This is a genomic window from Pseudomonas sp. FW300-N2A2 (assembly GCF_017351735.1).
GTDB lineage: Bacteria > Pseudomonadota > Gammaproteobacteria > Pseudomonadales > Pseudomonadaceae > Aquipseudomonas > Aquipseudomonas migulae.
In genome coordinates this window covers 71,841-90,272 of sequence record NZ_JACNDU010000011.1, presented here as the reverse complement: position 1 = coordinate 90,272, position 18,432 = coordinate 71,841, and the positions used below count along the sequence as shown (strand labels likewise).

The window sequence follows — 18,432 nt, the reverse complement described above, 5'->3', positions numbered from 1 at the left end:
CAACGAACTCAACAACAATAATTTCGCGCCCAGGAACTTCCATGACCACCACTTCCCAAGCCCCTTTCAATCGCCTGCTGCTGACCGGTGCCGCCGGTGGCCTCGGTAAAGTGCTGCGCGAACGCCTGCGCCCTTACGCCAAGGTCATTCGCCTGTCGGACATCGCCGACATCGCCCCCGCCATTGATGACCGCGAAGAAGTCGTGACCTGCGACCTCGCGGACAAGCAAGCCGTGCATCACCTGGTCGAAGGCGTGGACGCGATCCTGCACTTCGGCGGCGTGTCGACAGAGCATTCGTTCGAAGACATCCTCGGCGCCAACATCTGCGGTGTGTTCCACATCTACGAAGCGGCGCGCCGTCATGGCGTCAAGCGGGTGATTTTCGCCAGTTCCAACCACGTCATCGGTTTCTACAAACAGGATGAAGTGATTGACGGCCGATCCCCTCGCCGCCCGGACAGCTACTACGGTTTGTCCAAGTCCTATGGCGAAGACATGGCCAGCTTCTACTTCGATCGCTACGGCATCGAGACCGTCAGCATCCGTATCGGCTCCTCGTTCCCGGAACCGCTAAACCGCCGAATGATGAGCACCTGGCTGAGCTTCGGCGACCTGACCCAACTGATCGAACGTTCCCTGTACGCGCCGAACGTCGGCCACACCGTGGTCTATGGCGCTTCCGACAACAAAAATCTCTGGTGGGACAACCGCTACGCCACCGCGCTGGGTTATGCACCGCAGGACACCTCTGAAGTGTTCCGTGCAAAAATCGACGCCCAGCCGATGCCGGCCGCTGATGACCCGGCGATGGTTTACCAGGGTGGCGCGTTTGTCGCGTCCGGTCCGTTCGGCGATTGAGTCAGCGCTGTTCACTTGATCCCCACAACAAAAACCCAGGGAATGAGTTGCCATGCAAGCCGAATTGATTGTCGATGCCCGCAACACGGTCGGTGAAAGCCCGGTCTGGGTCCCGGAAGAAAACGCCCTGTACTGGGTCGATATTCCCGCCGGGGGCCTGCAACGCTGGAGCGCCGAAACCGGGCATGTCGAGGCCTGGACGGCGCCGGAGATGCTCGCCTGCATCGCGCGTCACCGCGATGGCAGCTGGGTCGGCGGGATGGAAAGCGGATTCTTCCGCCTCCAGCCGCACAATGACGGCAGCCTCGACAGTGAGTTGCTGGCCCACGTCGATCACCCGCGCACCGACATGCGCCTCAACGATGGTCGCTGCGACCGTCAGGGGCGTTTCTGGGCCGGCAGCATGGTGTTGAACATGGGCGCCAACGCGGCCGACGGTGCGCTGTATCGCTACACCGACGGGCAGCGCGGGCCGCTCGACGCGCTACTGTCAGGATTCATCGTCCCCAACGGCCTGGGCTTCAGCCCGGACGGGCGCACGATGTACCTGTCTGACTCGCATCCCCTGGCCCAGCAAATCTGGGCCTTCGATTACGACATTGACAGCGGCACACCGACAAACCGTCGGCTGTTCGTCGACATGAATCACTTCTGCGGTCGCCCCGATGGCGCTGCCGTGGATGCCGAAGGCTGCTATTGGATTTGCGCCAACGATGCCGGGCTGATTCACCGTTTCACCCCCGACGGACGCCTGGACCGCTCCCTCACCGTACCGGTGAAAAAGCCGACCATGTGCGCCTTTGGTGGCAGTCGACTGGACACCCTGTTCGTGACTTCGATCCGCCCCGGCGACGACCATGACGAACAGTCACTGGCGGGCGGTGTGTTCGCCCTTGATCCGGGCGTCAAAGGTTTGCCGGAACCCCTTTTCAGCCACTGATCGAATTCGCCAGACAACGCTGTACCTGTAGGAGCCAGGCTTGCCGGCGAAGGCGATCTCAAGGACGCCTTCGCCGACAAGCCTGGCTCCTACGGATAGTCCACGCATTCATAGATTTCGCAGGTCACCATGACGCCAACACTGCTCGAACTCGAAGACGAATTCACCCACCTCACCCTCGCCCCCGAAACCGGTGGCAGCATAGTCAACTGGACCGTGAACAGTTCGGGCCAGCCGCTGTTGCGCCACAGTGACGCGCACGCGCTGAACACCGGTCTGCCGGGCAAGCTCGGCTGTTTTCCGCTGGTGCCATGGTCCAACCGCATTTCCGACGGTGGTTTCGATCGCCCGGACGGCTGGCTCGCGCTTGAGCCCAACAGCCTCACCGATCCCCTGCCGATTCACGGCAGCGCCTGGCAACAACCGTGGCAGGTGGTTTCGCAGACCCGTGATGAAGTCGTCCTGCAACTCGACAGCATCAGGCCGTTCGCCTATCGCGCCCGGCAGCGTTTTCATTTGAGCCAGGGCAAACTGAGCATCGGGTTGCACGTCACGCATCTGGCCGAGCGCGCAGCGTGGCATGGTTTGGGGCTGCACCCGTACCTGCCGCGTACCGCCGGCACTCGGTTACAGGCCAAGGCTGAGCAGGTGTGGTGGTGCGACGCCTCGAAACTGCCGACCCGACTCGGTCCTTTGCCTGCCGAGTGGGATTTTCGCCAGCTCAAGGCCCTGCCCGACACGCTGGTCGACAACGGTTTCTGCCAATGGGATGGCCATTGCCTGATCCAGCAACCCGACCTCGGTTATGAACTGGAATGCCAGGCCAGCGGCAGCGATTACTTCCTGCTGTACTGCCCGGTGGACCTGGGTTTTTTCTGCATCGAACCGGTGAGCCATCCAGTCAATGCGCACCACTTGCCCGGTCGGCCGGGACTGGTGCTGCTGGAACAAGGTCAATCCGCCGAGCTGGGTTTCAGCCTGCAATACCGCGCCTACCCCAACAGCTGACTCAGCACCGCACGCAACTTGCCGGGTTTCACCGGTTTGTTCAGCAACGGCGCATCCAGTCGCTGCAAGGAGCGGCGGCACTGATCGGTGCGGTCGGCGGTGATGATCACCGCCGGAATCGTCTGGCTGAAATGCTCGCGCAAATGCCGGACCACCTCACACCCCACCACCCCATGATCGAGGTGGTAATCCGCCAGAATCAGCTCCGGCGCGTGGCCCTGCAACGCGGCCAGCGCCGAGGCCTCGTCGGTGGCGGTGACCACTTCGCAGCCCCATTGCCCCAGCAGCGCGCTCATGCTTTGCAGAATGCTGACCTCGTTGTCCAGCACCAGCAAACGCCGGCCCGGCAGCGGATTGCCCGTGCCCGGCTGGGGCGCCGCGAGGCTGATGGGTAACGGAACCTCACGGGAAATCGGCACCTCAATGCTGAACATCGAGCCGTGTCCCGGCAGCGAATGCACCTGGACCCGGTAGTCGAGAATCTTGGCGATGCGCTCGACGATCGCCAACCCCAGCCCCACACCTTTGCGGTCGGCGGCACGGCCGACGTCCAGTTGATTGAACTCAAGGAAGATCGAGTCGAGGCGATCCGCCGGGATCCCGCGCCCGGTGTCCCAGACTTCCAGACGCAGCCTGTCACCGCGACGCCGGGCGCCGAGCAGGATGCTGCCCTGGTCGGTATAGCGACAGGCGTTGCTGAGGAAATTGCGCAGGATGCGCGTCATCAGGCGCAGGTCGGTGCGAATGGCGTAATCGCCCATGTGCACGCGCAAGCGCAGCCCGGCCGCGTCGGCCACTGACTGGAATTCCGACACCAACGGCCCGAGCAATTCATCGAGGCGGTACAACGCGACATCCGGTTTGACCGCCGCTTGATCGAGCCGGGAGATGTCCAGCAAATCGGTGAGTAAATCTTCCGCCCCTTCCAGGGCCTGATGCGTGCGTTCGACCAGTACCTGCTCGACGTCCGGCAGTTTGCGCTCACGCAAGGTCGAAATCAGCAAACGCGCGGCGTTGAGCGGTTGCAGCAGGTCATGACTGGCGGCGGCGAGGTATTTATCCTTGCTGCGATTGGCGGCCTCGGCGGCATCACGGGCATCGCGCAAGGCTTCGGCGATCTGTTTACGCTGGGTGATCTGTTGCTGCAGGTTGCGGTTGGCTTCAAGCAATTCGTCGGTGCGCGCGGTGACGCGTTGCTCCAGTTCGTCATTGAGTTGTTGCAACCGTTGCTGGGCCTGTTTGCGTTCGGTGATGTCAGCGACAAACCCCTCCACCAGTTGTTCCTTATCGGGCCTGAGCAACAGGTTCATCAGCACATCGACGCTGCTGCCGTCCTGGCGGCGCAACTGGGTTTCGTAGCCGTGCAGGCTGCCTTGATGCCGAAGGATCTCGCCGATGTTTTCCAGCTCCTGCTCACCGCCGACGAACAGCTGGCTGGCCAGGTCTGCCTTGGAAAACATCACGTCTTGCGGGTCCTGATAGCCGAGCATGCGTGCCAGCGCCGTGTTGGCGGCCCGCATGCCGCCGTCGAGGCTGGCCTGGAAAATCCCGTAGACCGCGTGCTCGAACAACCACTTGTAGCGATTGCGCTCGGTTTCCAGGTCTTCCAGGCGGGCGGCCAGTTCAGGGTAATGGCTCTTGCGCGCCGAATGGCTGCCCAATCCGAGCAAGCCGGCCAGCGCCGCCTGTTGCTCGTCAGAGGGCTTCGCCATAGACGACCTCGACATCACGCTGACTGGATTCACGCGGGTTGGTCAGGATGCACGGGTCGTGCATGGCATGTTGCGACAGGAACGGGATGTCCGCCGTGCTGACGCCGTGCAAGCCGAGGGTTTCGTGGAAGCCGATGGCGTGTTTCAACGCGATCAGATGTTCAACCAGCCGCCCGCAAATTTGCCGGTGATTGAGGCCACGGCAATCGATGCCGAACGTCTCGGCAATCACCTTGAAGCGTTCCGGCGCCGAGCTGTAATTGAAGGCCACCACGTGCTCCACCAACACCGCGTTGCACAGGCCATGGGGCAAATCGAGGAAGCCACCGAGGCTGTGAGACATGGCGTGCACCGCGCCGAGGATCGCGTTGGAGAACGCCAGCCCGGCCTGCATGCTGCCGAGCATGATTTTCTCGCGCAGGGCGATGTCCGTCGGGTTGGCGATCATCTGCACCAGGTTGCCGTTGATCAGGCGCATGGCTTCCAGCGCGTGGGGGTCGGTCAGTGGCCCGTGGCCCGTAGAAACGAAGGCTTCGATGGCATGCACCAACGCGTCGATGCCGGTACAGGCCGACAGGAACGGGTCCATGCTCAGGGTGGTTTCCGGGTCGATCAGAGACACGTCCGGCACCACCGCTTTACTGACGATGGAGAATTTCATGCGCTCTTGCTGGTTGGAGATGATCACGAATTGCGAGACGTCCGCCGAGGTGCCGGCGGTGGTCGGGATCAGGATCAGTGGCGGGCTGGGCACGCTGATGGTGTCCACCCCTTCGAACTCGAGGATGCTGCGCCCGTGAGCGACGACAATGCCGATGCCCTTGCCGCAGTCCATCGGGCTGCCGCCACCGACGGCGACGATCACGTCGCAATGGTTTTCCCGGTACAACTCGGCACCGAGCATGACTTCCTCGACACGCGGGTTGGGCGAAACGTCGCTATACAAAAAGTAATCGATGCCCTGGGCCTGCAGGCTGGCCTCGACATCGGCAACCCAACCGGCGGCAATGACGCCGGGATCGCTGACCACCAGGACCTTGCGCGCGCCAAAGGTCTTGGCATAGTTGCCGACGTTGTGCCGGCAACCGGCACCGAAGATGATTTCAGGCGAAACGAATTTACGCAGCTGGCTGAGACTCTGGCTCATTGGAAAGCCTGTTTTTATTGTTTTGGAAGGTAAGAACCACACTAACCCATCCGGCTGTGAATGCAATCAGACCAATGGGTAGTCAGATTCCCTGTAGGAGCCGGCTTGCCGGTGATGGCGGCCGTACTGGCGATGTATGGCTCGCGGGCCTCATCGCCAGCAAGCTGGCTCCTACAGGGGGGAGTGTTACTTGATTCATCCGCGGTAGATCAAGCGGGAGGCCTTCTCATTGCGCAAGGTCAGGTGTTCCATGCCCTGCCCCGGCGCTTCGGCCTCCTCGCGAGCCTTGAGGATCACGCCATGGTGCGGTGACTTGCTGCACACCGGGTCGGCATTGGCGGCATCGCCGGTCAGCATGAACGCCTGGCAGCGGCAGCCACCCAGGTCCTTGTGTTTTTCATCGCAGGAGCGGCACGGCTCCTTCATCCAGTCGTCGCCACGGAAGCGGTTGAAACCGAAGGAGTCGTTCCAGATGTGCTCGATGCTGTGTTCGCGCACATTGGGGAATGTCACCGGCAATTGCCGGGCGCTATGACAGGGCAACGCCGTGCCGTCCGGGGTGATGTCGAGAAACAGATTGGCCCAGCCGTTCATGCAGGTCTTGGGGCGTTCTTCGTAGTAATCCGGGGTGACGAAGATCAACTTGCACGGATGCCCCTGCGCCTCAAGCCGTTCGCGGTATTCATTGGTGATGCGTTCGGCGCGCTGCAATTGCTCGCGGGTCGGCAACAGGCCCACGCGATTGAGCTCGGCCCACCCATAAAACTGACACGTGGCCAGCTCGACAAAATCCGCTTCCAGCTCCAGGCACAAGTCGATGATGCGGTCGATGCGATCGATGTTGTGCCGATGGGTGACGAAGTTCAGCACCATCGGATAACCCTGGGCTTTCACCGCGCGGGCCATGGCGAGTTTCTGCGCGAACGCCTTGCGCGAGCCGGCGAGCATGTTGTTGACCGCTTCGTCGGCCGCCTGGAAGCTGATCTGGATATGGTCGAGTCCGGCGACCTTGAAATCATGGACTTTCTGCTCGGTCAGGCCGATGCCCGAGGTGATCAGGTTGGTGTAGTAACCCATGTCCCGTGCGGCTTTTATCAACTCCGCCAGGTCCTGGCGCACCAACGGCTCACCACCGGAAAACCCCAGTTGCGCAGCGCCCATCGCACGCGCCTCGCGAAACACGCGAATCCATTCGTCAGTGCTCAGCTCTGCGCCTTGTTGGGCGAAATCCAGTGGATTGGAGCAATACGGGCATTGCAACGGGCAGCGATAAGTCAGCTCCGCCAGCAGCCACAGCGGTGGCCCCGGCGGCGCATCATTCGATCCAGAATTGAGCATGGGCCACCTCCAGAAACGCCAGCACATCCTCGTCGATCCCCGGCACACCGGGAAAACTCGCGGAGAGCAAATCGATGATCGCCGCCACACTGCGTTGACCGTCCAGCAGGTCGAGAATCTGCCCGGCACTGGCGTTGAGTTTGATCATGCCTTCGGGGTACAGCAGCACATGGCAGTCCTGACGAGGTTCCCACTGCAGCCGAAACCCCCGGCGCAATGCCGGTGACTGCGCACGATTGATCGGGCTCACAAGGCGATCCCCCGATGCCAGACGCGTTCGGTGGTCACCGTGTGATACGGCGGGCGTTCCAGCTCGTAGGCCATGCTCATGGCGTCGAGCATGCTCCACAGCACGTCGAGCTTGAACTGGAGGATTTCCAGCATGCGCTGCTGGGCTTCGACGGTGACGTAGTGCGCCAGGGTAATGCGCAAACCGTGCTCGACATCGCGCCGCGCCTGACTCAGGCGTGTGCGGAAATAGTCGTAACCGGCGGCGTCGATCCACGGGTAATGCGCTGGCCAGGCGTCGAGCCGCGACTGGTGGATCTGCGGGGCGAACAGTTCGGTCAGCGAGCTGCTGGCCGCTTCCTGCCAGCAGGCGCGCCGGGCGAAATTGACGTAGGCGTCCACGGCGAAACGTACGCCGGGCAATACCAGTTCCTGGGACAGAATCTGCTCACGATCCAGGCCCACCGCTTCACCGAGGCGCAACCAGGCTTCGATACCGCCTTCGCTGCCAGGCACGCCGTCATGGTCGAGAATCCGTTGCAGCCATTCGCGGCGCACGTCGCGGTCCGGGCAGTTGGCGAGGATGGCGGCGTCCTTGAGCGGTATGTTGATCTGGTAGTAGAAGCGGTTGGCGACCCAGCCTTGAATCTGCTCGCGACTGGCGCGACCGGCGTACATGGCTTGGTGGAACGGGTGATGGATGTGGTAGTACGCGCCTTTGGCGCGCAGGGCCTGTTCGAATTCGGTGGGGTTCATCGCTGTATCAGTCATTGCAGGTCTCCTGGAGGATTTGCGGTGTCTGGTCTGGCGCCTTCGCGGGCAAGCCTCGCTCCTACAAGGACCACGCTGTACCTGTAGGAGCGAGGCTTGCCCGCGAAGGCGTCATCCGCTACAGCACAATGCCCATGCCGTCATAAGCCACCTCGATCCCGCGCCGCTCCAGCAACGCCCGCTCAGCCGAGTCTTCGTCGAGGATCGGGTTGGTGTTGTTAATGTGGATCAGCACCTTGCGCTGACGAGTAAAACCCTCCAACACCTCCAACATGCCGCCCGCCCCACTCTGCGGCAGATGCCCCATCTCGCTGCCCAGGCTTTGGCCGACTTCACAGACGCGCATTTCGTCATCGCGCCACAACGTGCCATCCAGCAACAGGCAATCGGCACGCTGCATCCAGCTCAACACCTCGTCATCGATTTGCCCGAGGCCCGGCGCATAGAACAACGAAGCGCCCGTGCGCCGGTCTTCGATAAACAGGCCAATGGTGTCGCCTGGCTGTGGGTTACCCCGGTTCGGTGAATACGGCGGTGCATTGCTGACCAGTGGAATGGCCCGAAACTGCAACTGTTCGCAGGCCGCGATGCTGAACGGCTGGCGATCGAGTCCGATCGGTTGCCACTGCAAACCGCCGTTCCAGTGCTTGAGCATGGTGAACAATGGAAAGCCGCTGCTCAGGTCTTCATGAACCCGCTCGGTGCACCACACCGAATGCGGGCAGCCTTCGCGCAGGCTCAACAGGCCGGTGCAATGGTCGATCTGGCTGTCCATCAGGACCACGCCGGCAATGGCCGTGTCGCGCAAGCGACGTGCCGGTTGCAGCGGCGCGAAACTCTCGAGTTGCGCGCGGATATCCGGGGAGGCATTGCACAGCACCCAGTCCACACCGTTGTCGCTCAGGGCAATGGAGGATTGCGTGCGACGTAGCGCGCGCAGGCTGCCATTGCGCATACCGGCGCACTGGCGACAGTTGCAGTTCCACTGCGGAAAACCACCGCCAGCGGCGGAACCGAGAACGCGAATGTGCATGGGCGATGCTCCAGAAGGCAGGCCCGGCCAACGCAGCGGCTGGCCGGGTGGACGATCAGCGGTTGGCGAAATACATCGTCACTTCGAAGCCAATGCGCAGATCGGTAAACGCGGGTTTAGTCCACATGGGTCATTCCTCTTCTTGTGCCGGACGATTCCGGTAGAACCATTAATGCACGGGGCGGCAGGCGCCCGAATGCTACTTTCGAAGGAGGTTGTGGGGTGCGTTGGTAGGGGGTATGGCGCGGTCGTCAGGCACACAAAAATCCAATGTGGGAGCGAGCCTGCTCGCGATGAGGCCATTACATTCAACATTGATGTTGACTGTCACGCCGCCATCGCGAGCAGGCTCGCTCCCACAGGAGGATAGTGGTGATTTTGCGGGGGTTAGAAGAACCCCAGCGGATTGATGTCGTAGCTCACCAGCAGGTTTTTGGTCTGCTGATAATGGTCGAGCATCATCTTGTGGTTCTCACGGCCGACACCGGACTTCTTGTAGCCACCGAACGCGGCATGCGCCGGGTACAGGTGGTAGCAGTTGGTCCAGACGCGACCGGCCTTGATCGCCCGGCCCATGCGGTACGCGCGGTTGATGTCGCGGGTCCACAGGCCGGCACCGAGGCCGAACTCGCTGTCGTTGGCAATCGCCAGGGCTTCGGCTTCGTCCTTGAACGTGGTGATGCCCACCACCGGGCCGAAGATTTCTTCCTGGAACACGCGCATCTTGTTGTGGCCCTTGAGCAAGGTCGGCTGGATGTAATAGCCGCTCGACAAGTCACCTTCAAGACGCTCCGCCGCGCCGCCGGTGAGCAGCTCGGCGCCCTCCTCCTGGGCAATTTTCAGGTACGAGAGAATCTTGTCGTATTGCTGCTCGGACGCCTGTGCGCCGACCATGGTGTCGGTGTCCAGCGGGTTGCCGCGCTTGATCTTGACGATCTTCTTCATCACCTCGGCCATGAACGGTTCGTAGATCGATTCCTGCACCAGTGCCCGCGACGGGCAGGTGCAGACTTCGCCCTGGTTGAAGAAGGCGAGCACCAGGCCTTCGGCGGCTTTCTCGATGAACTGTGGCTCGGCGTTCATGATGTCTTCGAAGAATATGTTCGGCGACTTGCCGCCCAGTTCGACGGTGCTCGGAATAATGTTCTCGGCGGCGCAATGCATGATGTGCGCGCCCACCGGAGTGGAGCCGGTGAAGGCAATCTTGGCGATACGTTTGCTGGTGGCCAGTGCCTCACCGGCTTCGCGACCGAATCCTTGCACGATGTTGAGCACGCCGGCCGGCAGCAAGTCGGCGATCAGTTCGGCGAAGACCATGATCGACAGCGGTGTCTGCTCGGCAGGCTTGAGCACGATGCAGTTGCCGGCCGCCAGGGCCGGGGCGAGTTTCCACGCGGCCATCAGCAGCGGGAAGTTCCACGGGATGATCTGCCCGACCACGCCCAATGGCTCGTGAAAATGATAGGCGGTGGTCAGCTCGTTGATTTCGGCGGCGCCGCCTTCCTGTGCACGGATGCAACCGGCGAAGTAACGGAAGTGGTCGGCGGCCAGCGGTACGTCGGCGTTGAGGGTTTCGCGCACGGCCTTACCGTTGTCCCAGGTTTCGGTGACGGCAAGGATTTCGAGGTTTTGTTCGATGCGATCGGCGATTTTCAGCAGCACCAGCGAGCGGTCCTGCGCCGAGGTTTTGCCCCAGGCATCGGCAGCGGCGTGGGCGGCGTCGAGCGCCCTTTCGATGTCGGCGGCGCTGGAGCGCGGGAACTCGGCGATCACTTCACCGGTTACCGGCGAGGTGTTGGTGAAGTACTCGCCATTGACCGGTGCGACGAACTCGCCGCCGATGAAGTTGCCGTAGCGCGGTTTGAAGGAAACGACGGCGCCGGGTGTTCCGGGTTGTGCGTAGATCATGATGGGCCTCTGTCTGGGTCGATGCCTGTCGGGCAAACAGGCGATGAACCGATAGTAGAGAGCCCCGCGTGCCAGACGAATGCGCCGTTGGCAGGGGGGGCTCTCGTTATTTGGTAGTAGGTTTCACGCATTCCCCTGTAGGAGTGAGACCGGCTTGCCGGCGATGGCGTCTGTTCAGCCAGAATTGCTATGACTGACACACCGCTATCGCGAGCAGGCTCGCTCCCACAGGTTTTACGGTTGGAGTTAGTGCTTGGCCACCAGGTCTTTCGGCAACTTGAAGGTCCAGAGCATGCCGCCCTGGTTGAAGTCCTTCACGCGCTTGGCCACTTCACCGCCCCACAGCGGAACAGCACCGCCCCAACCGGACAGCACCGAGACGTACTGCTCGCCGTCCATTTCCCAGGTCACGGGCGAGCCGAGTACGCCGGAGCCAGTCTGGAATTCCCAGACTTTCTCGCCGGTCTTGGCATTGAACGCCTGCAGGAAACCTTCCGGCGTGCCGGTGAACACCAGGTTGCCTTTAGTGGTCAGCACCCCGCCCCACAGCGGCGCGAAGTTCTTGTGACGCCAGACTTCCTTGCCGGTTTTCGGGTCGATGGCGCGCAATACGCCGATGTAGTCTTCGTTCAAGGGCTTGATGGTGAAACCGGCACCGAGGAACGCCGCGCCTTTCTTGTAGGCGATGCCTTCGTTCCAGATGTCCATGCCCCACTCGTTGGACGGTACGTAGAACAACCCGGTGTCCTTGTTGTAGGCCATCGGCATCCAGTTTTTCGCGCCGAGGAACGCCGGGGCGACGAACACCGAACTGCCCTTGGCTTCGGTGCCCGGTGCGCCCGGACGGCTGGCTTCGTTGTAGATCGGCCGGCCTTGTTTATCGAGGCCAGTGGCCCAGGTGATCTTGTCGACGAAGGGGAAGCCGCGAATGAATTTGCCGTTGGTGCGGTCCAGCACATAGAAGAAGCCGTTACGGTCCGCAGTCGCGGCGGCTTTGATTTCTTTGCCGCCTTCGCTGTAGTTGAACGACACCAGTTCATTCACGCCGTCGTAGTCCCAGCCGTCGTGGGGCGTGCTCTGGAAGTGCCACTTGATGGTGCCGTCGTCCGGGTTCAGCGCCAGGCGTGACGACGAGTAAAGGTTGTCGCCAGGGCGCAGGTGCGAGTTCCACGGCGCCGGGTTGCCGGTGCCGAACAGCAGCAGATTGGTTTCCGGGTCGTAGTAGCCGCCGAGCCAAGGGGCGGCGCCGCCGGTTTTCCACAGATCGCCGGGCCAGGTCTTGCCTGCTTCGCCACCGGAGATACCGTTCTCTACCGCTTTGCCGTCCTTGTAGACGTAGCCCATGTGGCCCTCGACGGTGGGTCGGGTCCACAACAGATCACCGTTTTTCGGGTCGTAGGCTTCGATCTTGCCCACCACGCCGAACTCGCCACCGGCCACGCCGGTAATCAGTTTGCCGTTGATCACCAGCGGCGCGGCGCTGATCGAATAGCCTTCCTTGTGGTCGGCGACTTTCTTGCTCCACACCACTTTGCCGGTGTCTTTGTTCAGGGCCACGAGCTTGGCGTCGAGGGTGCCGAAAATCACCAGGTCGCCATACAGTGCCACGCCCCGGTTGATCACGTCACAGCACGGACGGATGTCATCGGGCAGACGCGCATCGTATTGCCAGAGTTTCTTGCCGGTGCGCGCATCCACCGCAAACACCCGCGAGTAGGAGCCGGTCATGTACATAACGCCGTCCTTGATCATCGGTTGCGCTTGCTGACCGCGTTGTTTTTCGCCGCCGAAGGAGAAGGCCCAGACCGGCCGCAAGTCTTTCACGTTGTTGACGTTGAGGGTGTCGAGCGGGCTGTAGCGTTGACCCTGGACGCCCAGACCGTTGGTGACGACCTGCTCCGGGTTCTTGGGGTCCTGGAGAATGTCCTGGTCGGTGACGGCGGCCAATGCGGTGCCGGACAACAGCATGGCACTGAGCAACAGGCTCAAGACGAAGGGTTGGCGACGTGCGGGTTGGGTCATGACGGCTGCCTCTGCGGTTATTGTTATACCCGGGAAATTTTCCCGGTCTGGTGCAGATTCTTGGGCGCCGCCGCCCTTGCAACAATTGCCCGCAGTGCTGAGATTGCTAGTTCCTTAGTACAGGGTCGGGTGTTATTGACCAACACACATCCCCTGTGGGAGCGAGCCTGCTCGCGAAGGCGGCCGCACATTCAGCATCAATGTGACAGACAGACCGCTATCGCGAGCAGGCTCGCTCCCACAATGGATCAGCGTTGGTTGGTGGTGGAGTCAACGCGTTTCATTTGTGTGCGCTCGTAGCGCGGATAGAGATGACTGACGCTGCGGATCAGTTCGTAGCGACTCAGGCTGATCCCGGCGAAACGTTCGGGAATCGGGCTGCGGATCATCTCGGCCATGTCGCTGCCGTTGGCCGCACCCTCGCGCATCAACTGGTCGAGCCAGCCGAGGTAGTCACGCATTTGTTCGAACGGTTTTGCATCCGTGGCCACCGGGCCGTGACCGGGGATAATAAGCGTCCACGGCAGCCCCTGAAGCGTGGCGATGTCCGCCAGCCACACCGACAACCCCGGACTGTTGGGCGTGGTCAGCGCCCGCTGGTAAAACACCAGATCCCCGGCAAACAGCACGCCGGTTTGCTGGTCGAGAATAGCCAGATCCGCGCCGGTATGCCCACCCAGGCTCAGCAGGCGCAGATCATGATTCCCAAAATTTCGCACGCCGGGCATCAGCGTCTCGGTCGGCAACACCACCTCGGTGCCCCGCATCCAGTCGCCCACCAGCCGATACATGTTTTCGGCCATGGCGTCGCCCTGCTGCTTCAACAACTCGCAGGTGCCCGCGAGCCCGCCGATCGGCACATCGCTGAAGGCCTGATTGCCCAGCACATGATCGGGATGATGATGGGTCAGCAACACCTGGATCACCGGTTTGTCGGTGGTCGCGGCAATGGCTTTGCGCATCGCTTCGCCGTATCGCCTGGACGGCCCGGTGTCGATCACCACCACCCCGCGTTCGGTGACGATGAACGCTGTGTTGACGATGTTGCCGCCGTTGGCCTTGGCAAAATTGTCGGTACTGCCTTCCAGCAGCCAGGTGTCGGCGGCGATCTGCCGGGGCTTGAGTGAATAGTCGAGTTCGGCCAACGCCGGAAGGCTCAGGCTAATGAACAACAGCAGCATCCAGCGCATCACGCGCTCCTTTGAGTCAGGGTATGGCCGCATCAAATTCGTTGCCGCTGTTGTCGCGCAGCAACAGGCGCGTCTGCCCTGCCCCTTCGATGTCGAAGGCCAGGTTGGGGTTTTCGCTGACGGCGGGAAACAATTCGAGGCGGGCCAGCACTTGATCGTTCTGATCCCGCAGCTCGGCATGGTTGATGAAGAATTCCGGGATACCGCCGACCATGCCGTTATCCATCGGGTGCGCCACCTGCAAACGCAAGCGGCTGAATTCGCCACGAGGATAACGTCCGCCAAGCACTTCGCCGATGCGCTCTTCCCAGCCCGGCTGGGTGCGCACCACGCTCGGCGCCGTACATCCGCCGCCCGCCGCATCGATCAGGGTCGAGCCGACATGCCACACACCGTCGCGAGTCAGGACGGCCGCGCGCAGCGGCGTGGCTTGTTCAACACGAATGCGGATCGACAGCCAGGGCAACACTCGATCCAGCGGCTGGAAATCGACAATTTTCGGCAAAGGATTGAGCTCGGCCCAGGCGAGGATTTTCACCACCTCGCCCTTGAACGCACGGGCGTCGATTTCCAGCGGCACTTGCCGGGCGTCTTCGGCGAACGGCGGCGCCAGCAGCTTGACCCGCTCATCAAACACGAACGGCGCGTCGCCAAGCATCTGCTTGTGATAGAAGGCCCACATCACCGACGGCACCGGGTCTTTACCCGGCGCGATGTCTGCCGCGTGCGCGGCCAAGGGCAGCCAACAGGCCAACAGACAACACATGCGCCAGTTCACTGTTGATACATCTCCGGGACGTCATAGCGCAGGCCATAACGGGCATAAATGGCTTTCACCGAACCCTCGCGGATCAAGGTTTCCAGCGCCTCTTCCACGGCATAGGCCAATTGCCGGTTGCTCTCGTGCACGGCCATGCCGATTTCCCAGAGTTGCTTGCCCATGTTCGGGTAGGCGTTTTCCGCCAGCGCCACTTGCGGGTCGGCGGCTTCATGAACCTGCCAGTCGATCTCGCCGCGCATGGCCATGACCGCGTCGACTTCGCCCGCCTTCATCGCCGCGAACGCCTGGGGCACACCGGGGTAGTGATGGGTTTTGCCGGCGAGCATGCCGTTGAACACCGAGGTCAGGTAGAACGACGGCACACTGTCGACCTCGACGCCGATCGGGTGATGCTCGAACACGGCGACGCTGGCCACCGATTCCAGTCGACGACGGTCATAGGCGACTTGCCATTGTTCGTTCTGATACGGACCGAACATCACCACATGGCTGTTTTCCAGTTCACCCAGTTCGTTGCGCTTGCGTGCGTAATCCTGGTCATAGGGCACGCGCATCATCAGGTCGGCCAGTTGCAGATCGTGCAACGGACTGGCGCGCCAGATGTAGTCGCGCAGGTCGTCGTCGAGCTTCTCGCCGGCGGGCGCCCAGATCAGCGTCAGGCGCACGCCAAGCGCTTTGGCCAGGGCCTCGGCGAGGTCGACATCGACGCCACGGGGTTGGCCGGCGTCGTCGAAACTGTAGGGGGCGAAGTCTTTGTAGACCGCCACTTTCAGCTCTCCGGCAGCGATCATTTCGTCATAGCTGCGGACCTGCGCCTGCACCGTCTGGCAGCACAGCAACACAGCGCTGATCAACACCGCGAGCAGGCGCATGCATTACTCCTCGACGCGGACGCTGTCCAGGTAGGTGCGAACCGCCCACAGGGCTTCCTGGCTCAGGTAGTCTGCCATTTTCGGCATGTACACCCGGCCGTCACGCACCGCGCCATGGCGCACCCGTTCGACGAACCATTCATCACCGGCCTCGCCGACATCGAGCATGCGCAAATCAGGTGCGATGCCGCCGGACTTGGCTTCCAGGCCATGACAGGCCGCGCAGTTCTGGTTGTAGGCCGATGAACCGATCTCGACGGCCTTATCGTGTTCCGGGGAAGCGCGGTAAGGGTTCACCGCCGCCCATCCATCGCCATCGAGTTGCACGCCGGCGTCCTTGATCGGGGTCAGTCCCTGGGTTTCGACGGCTTGTGGCACGACATTGCCGTGAGCCCAGACCGAACCTGCACTGATGAAACCGGCCAGCAGGCCGGCAACGAGCAAGACGTTGCGTTTTGTTGTCATTGTTATGCCCTCAGGATTGCACGCAAAACCTCTTTACAGAGGCTATGGCAGCCATCTTAGGAATCACTTCGCACAAGCCCCATGCTGCTTTGGTGGCCGCCACCCAGTACCTTGGTAGTAGGGCTTGCGACGCACATCCAAATCAGGTGCCGCCTGGGAAATTTTCCCGGCAACAGCGGGACTTTTTCCGTATTCGCCACCCCGTCGGACGCACCACCCTGTGCAGGCCAAAACCTCCACTGGGAACTGCAACCATGACAATAATATCGCTACCCGCCCTTTCCCCTATGACCCTCGCCGTGCAAGCCTTTTTGCTGGTGAGCAGCCTGTCCCTGAGCGCGGCCAGCCAAGCTGCAACCGCGCCTGCCACATCGACGCACAACGTGAGCTGGGAAGACATTGCCAACGATCACCTGACCACCAAGGACGTTCTGCAATACGGCATGGGCACCAACGCCCAGCGCTGGAGCCCTTTGGCCCAGGTCAATGACAAGAACGTGTTCAAGTTGACGCCGGCCTGGTCCTACTCCTTCGGCGATGAGAAGCAGCGCGGCCAGGAATCCCAGGCCATCGTCAGTGACGGCGTGGTGTACGTCACCGGTTCGTACTCGCGGGTATTCGCCCTCGATGCCAAGACCGGCAAGCGCCTGTGGACCTACAACCATCGCCTGCCGGACAACATTCGTCCGTGCTGCGATGTGGTCAACCGTGGCGCGGCGATTTATGGCGACAAAATCTACTTCGGCACCCTCGACGCGCGACTGATCGCGCTGGACAAGAACACCGGCAAAGTGGTCTGGAACAAGAAATTCGGCGACCACGCCGCCGGTTACACCATGACCGGCGCCCCGGTGCTGATCAAAGACAAGACCAGCGGCAAGGTGCTGTTGATCCATGGCAGTTCCGGTGATGAGTTCGGTGTTGTCGGGCAACTCTATGCCCGCGACCCGGACACCGGCGAAGAAGTGTGGATGCGACCTTTCGTCGAAGGCCACATGGGCCGCTTGAACGGCAAGGACAGTACGCCGACCGGTGACGTCAAGGCGCCGTCCTGGCCGAACGATCCAACTACTGAAACCGGCAAGGTCGAAGCCTGGAGCCACGGCGGCGGCGCCCCTTGGCAGAGCGCCAGTTTCGACGCGGAAACCAACACCATCATCGTCGGCGCCGGCAACCCTGGCCCGTGGAACACCTGGGCGCGTACCTCCAAGGACGGCAACCCGCACGATTACGACAGCCTCTACACTTCGGGCCAGGTCGGCGTCGATCCGAGCACCGGCGAGGTGAAATGGTTCTACCAACACACCCCGAACGATGCCTGGGATTTCTCCGGCAACAACGAGCTGGTGCTGTTCGACTACAAGGACAAGGACGGCAAAACGGTCAAGGCCACCGGCCATGCGGACCGCAACGGCTTCTTCTACGTGGTCGACCGCAACAACGGCAAATTGCAGAACGCCTTCCCCTTCGTAGACAACATCACCTGGGCCAGCCACATCGACCTGAAGACCGGGCGGCCGGTCGAGAATGAAGGCCAGCGTCCGGCCAAGCCGCTGCCGGGGGAAACCAAGGGCAAACCGGTGGAGGTTTCGCCGCCGTTCCTCGGTGGCAAGAACTGGAACCCGATGGCCTACAGCCAGGACACCGGCCTGTTCTACATTCCGGGCAACCAGTGGAAAGAGGAATACTGGACCGAAGAGGTCAACTACAAGAAAGGCTCGGCCTATCTGGGCATGGGGTTCCGCATCAAGCGCATGTACGACGATCACGTCGGCACCTTGCGGGCGATGAACCCGACCACGGGCAAAGTGGTGTGGGAGCACAAGGAACACTTGCCGTTGTGGGCCGGCGTGCTGGCGACCAAGGGCAACCTGGTGTTCACCGGCACCGGCGACGGTTTCTTCAAGGCCTTCGACGCGAAAACCGGCAAGGAGCTGTGGAAGTTCCAGACCGGCAGCGGCATCGTCTCGCCGCCGATCACCTGGGAACAGGACGGCGAGCAGTACATCGGCGTGACCGTCGGCTATGGCGGCGCGGTGCCGTTGTGGGGCGGCGACATGGCCGAGCTGACCAAACCGGTGGCTCAGGGCGGGTCGTTCTGGGTGTTCAAGATTCCGAGCTGGGATAACCAGACCGCGCAGAAGTAATTCTCCCCAC

At 61.9% G+C, this 18,432-nt stretch carries 17 protein-coding genes; 4 read left to right on the top strand and 13 right to left on the bottom strand.

Features of this window, described 5'->3' with window-relative positions:
- Window positions 1–41: 41 nt before the first annotated feature.
- From J4E42_RS16200 to J4E42_RS16190, 3 genes are all read left to right on the top strand, one after another.
- Window positions 42–860, top strand: a complete 819-nt coding sequence (locus J4E42_RS16200) for an NAD(P)-dependent oxidoreductase (RefSeq protein WP_008024848.1) — start codon at window positions 42–44, stop codon at window positions 858–860.
- A 52-nt stretch (window positions 861–912) separates the two neighbouring features.
- A complete protein-coding gene (locus J4E42_RS16195; protein WP_207285645.1) occupies window positions 913–1,800 on the top strand; it encodes an SMP-30/gluconolactonase/LRE family protein in 888 nt (295 codons plus the stop codon).
- A 129-nt stretch (window positions 1,801–1,929) separates the two neighbouring features.
- Window positions 1,930–2,808 (top strand): aldose 1-epimerase, encoded by an 879-nt coding sequence (locus J4E42_RS16190; RefSeq protein ID WP_192227448.1) that lies wholly within the window; start codon window positions 1,930–1,932, stop codon window positions 2,806–2,808.
- On the opposite strand, the gene J4E42_RS16185 is transcribed toward J4E42_RS16190, so the two are convergent.
- The 13 genes from J4E42_RS16185 to pedF all read right to left on the bottom strand — a co-directional run bounded on the left by J4E42_RS16185 (window position 2,793) and on the right by pedF (window position 16,275).
- Complete coding sequence (locus J4E42_RS16185; protein ID WP_207285644.1) at window positions 2,793–4,520, bottom strand: NahK/ErcS family hybrid sensor histidine kinase/response regulator; 1,728 nt, start codon at window positions 4,518–4,520, stop codon at window positions 2,793–2,795. The two genes, J4E42_RS16190 and J4E42_RS16185, sit on opposite strands and share 16 nt — an antisense overlap.
- The gene (ercA, locus tag J4E42_RS16180; protein ID WP_008024858.1) at window positions 4,504–5,667 is read right to left on the bottom strand and encodes an alcohol dehydrogenase-like regulatory protein ErcA; all 1,164 of its coding nucleotides are present in this window, start codon (window positions 5,665–5,667) and stop codon (window positions 4,504–4,506) included. Before ercA ends, J4E42_RS16185 begins: the two co-directional genes overlap by 17 nt.
- 195 nt (window positions 5,668–5,862) lie before the next feature.
- The gene (gene pqqE, locus J4E42_RS16175) at window positions 5,863–7,005 is read right to left on the bottom strand and encodes a pyrroloquinoline quinone biosynthesis protein PqqE (protein WP_008036765.1); all 1,143 of its coding nucleotides are present in this window, start codon (window positions 7,003–7,005) and stop codon (window positions 5,863–5,865) included.
- Window positions 6,983–7,255, bottom strand: coding sequence for a pyrroloquinoline quinone biosynthesis peptide chaperone PqqD (pqqD, locus tag J4E42_RS16170; RefSeq protein WP_008024861.1), 273 nt, complete (start codon window positions 7,253–7,255; stop codon window positions 6,983–6,985). The genes pqqE and pqqD overlap by 23 nt, the downstream gene beginning before the upstream one ends.
- Window positions 7,252–8,004 (bottom strand): pyrroloquinoline-quinone synthase PqqC, encoded by a 753-nt coding sequence (gene pqqC, locus J4E42_RS16165; protein ID WP_207285643.1) that lies wholly within the window; start codon window positions 8,002–8,004, stop codon window positions 7,252–7,254. Before pqqC ends, pqqD begins: the two co-directional genes overlap by 4 nt.
- Before the next feature lie 118 nt (window positions 8,005–8,122).
- Window positions 8,123–9,037, bottom strand: a complete 915-nt coding sequence (pqqB, locus tag J4E42_RS16160; RefSeq protein WP_207285642.1) for a pyrroloquinoline quinone biosynthesis protein PqqB — start codon at window positions 9,035–9,037, stop codon at window positions 8,123–8,125.
- Window positions 9,038–9,092: 55 nt separating this feature from the next.
- Window positions 9,093–9,164 carry a pyrroloquinoline quinone precursor peptide PqqA gene (gene pqqA, locus J4E42_RS16155; protein ID WP_003253598.1) on the bottom strand — a complete coding sequence of 24 codons (72 nt, stop codon included), beginning with the start codon at window positions 9,162–9,164 and terminating at the stop codon, window positions 9,093–9,095.
- A gap of 260 nt (window positions 9,165–9,424) precedes the next feature.
- A complete protein-coding gene (locus J4E42_RS16150) occupies window positions 9,425–10,945 on the bottom strand; it encodes an aldehyde dehydrogenase family protein (RefSeq protein WP_008024867.1) in 1,521 nt (506 codons plus the stop codon).
- A 246-nt stretch (window positions 10,946–11,191) separates the two neighbouring features.
- A complete protein-coding gene (locus J4E42_RS16145) occupies window positions 11,192–12,967 on the bottom strand; it encodes a PQQ-dependent methanol/ethanol family dehydrogenase (RefSeq protein WP_008024869.1) in 1,776 nt (591 codons plus the stop codon).
- A 248-nt stretch (window positions 12,968–13,215) separates the two neighbouring features.
- Window positions 13,216–14,157, bottom strand: a complete 942-nt coding sequence (locus J4E42_RS16140; protein ID WP_207285641.1) for a quinoprotein relay system zinc metallohydrolase 1 — start codon at window positions 14,155–14,157, stop codon at window positions 13,216–13,218.
- A 16-nt stretch (window positions 14,158–14,173) separates the two neighbouring features.
- The gene (locus J4E42_RS16135; RefSeq protein ID WP_207285640.1) at window positions 14,174–14,935 is read right to left on the bottom strand and encodes a quinoprotein dehydrogenase-associated SoxYZ-like carrier; all 762 of its coding nucleotides are present in this window, start codon (window positions 14,933–14,935) and stop codon (window positions 14,174–14,176) included.
- Window positions 14,932–15,810, bottom strand: coding sequence for an ABC transporter substrate-binding protein (locus J4E42_RS16130; protein ID WP_207285639.1), 879 nt, complete (start codon window positions 15,808–15,810; stop codon window positions 14,932–14,934). Before J4E42_RS16130 ends, J4E42_RS16135 begins: the two co-directional genes overlap by 4 nt.
- 3 nt (window positions 15,811–15,813) lie before the next feature.
- Window positions 15,814–16,275 (bottom strand): cytochrome c-550 PedF, encoded by a 462-nt coding sequence (gene pedF, locus J4E42_RS16125; protein WP_207285638.1) that lies wholly within the window; start codon window positions 16,273–16,275, stop codon window positions 15,814–15,816.
- Between the two features lie 254 nt (window positions 16,276–16,529).
- On the opposite strand from pedF, the gene exaA reads away from it, so the two are divergent.
- Window positions 16,530–18,422 carry a quinoprotein ethanol dehydrogenase gene (exaA, locus tag J4E42_RS16120; protein WP_310650442.1) on the top strand — a complete coding sequence of 631 codons (1,893 nt, stop codon included), beginning with the start codon at window positions 16,530–16,532 and terminating at the stop codon, window positions 18,420–18,422.
- Window positions 18,423–18,432: the final 10 nt, after the last annotated feature.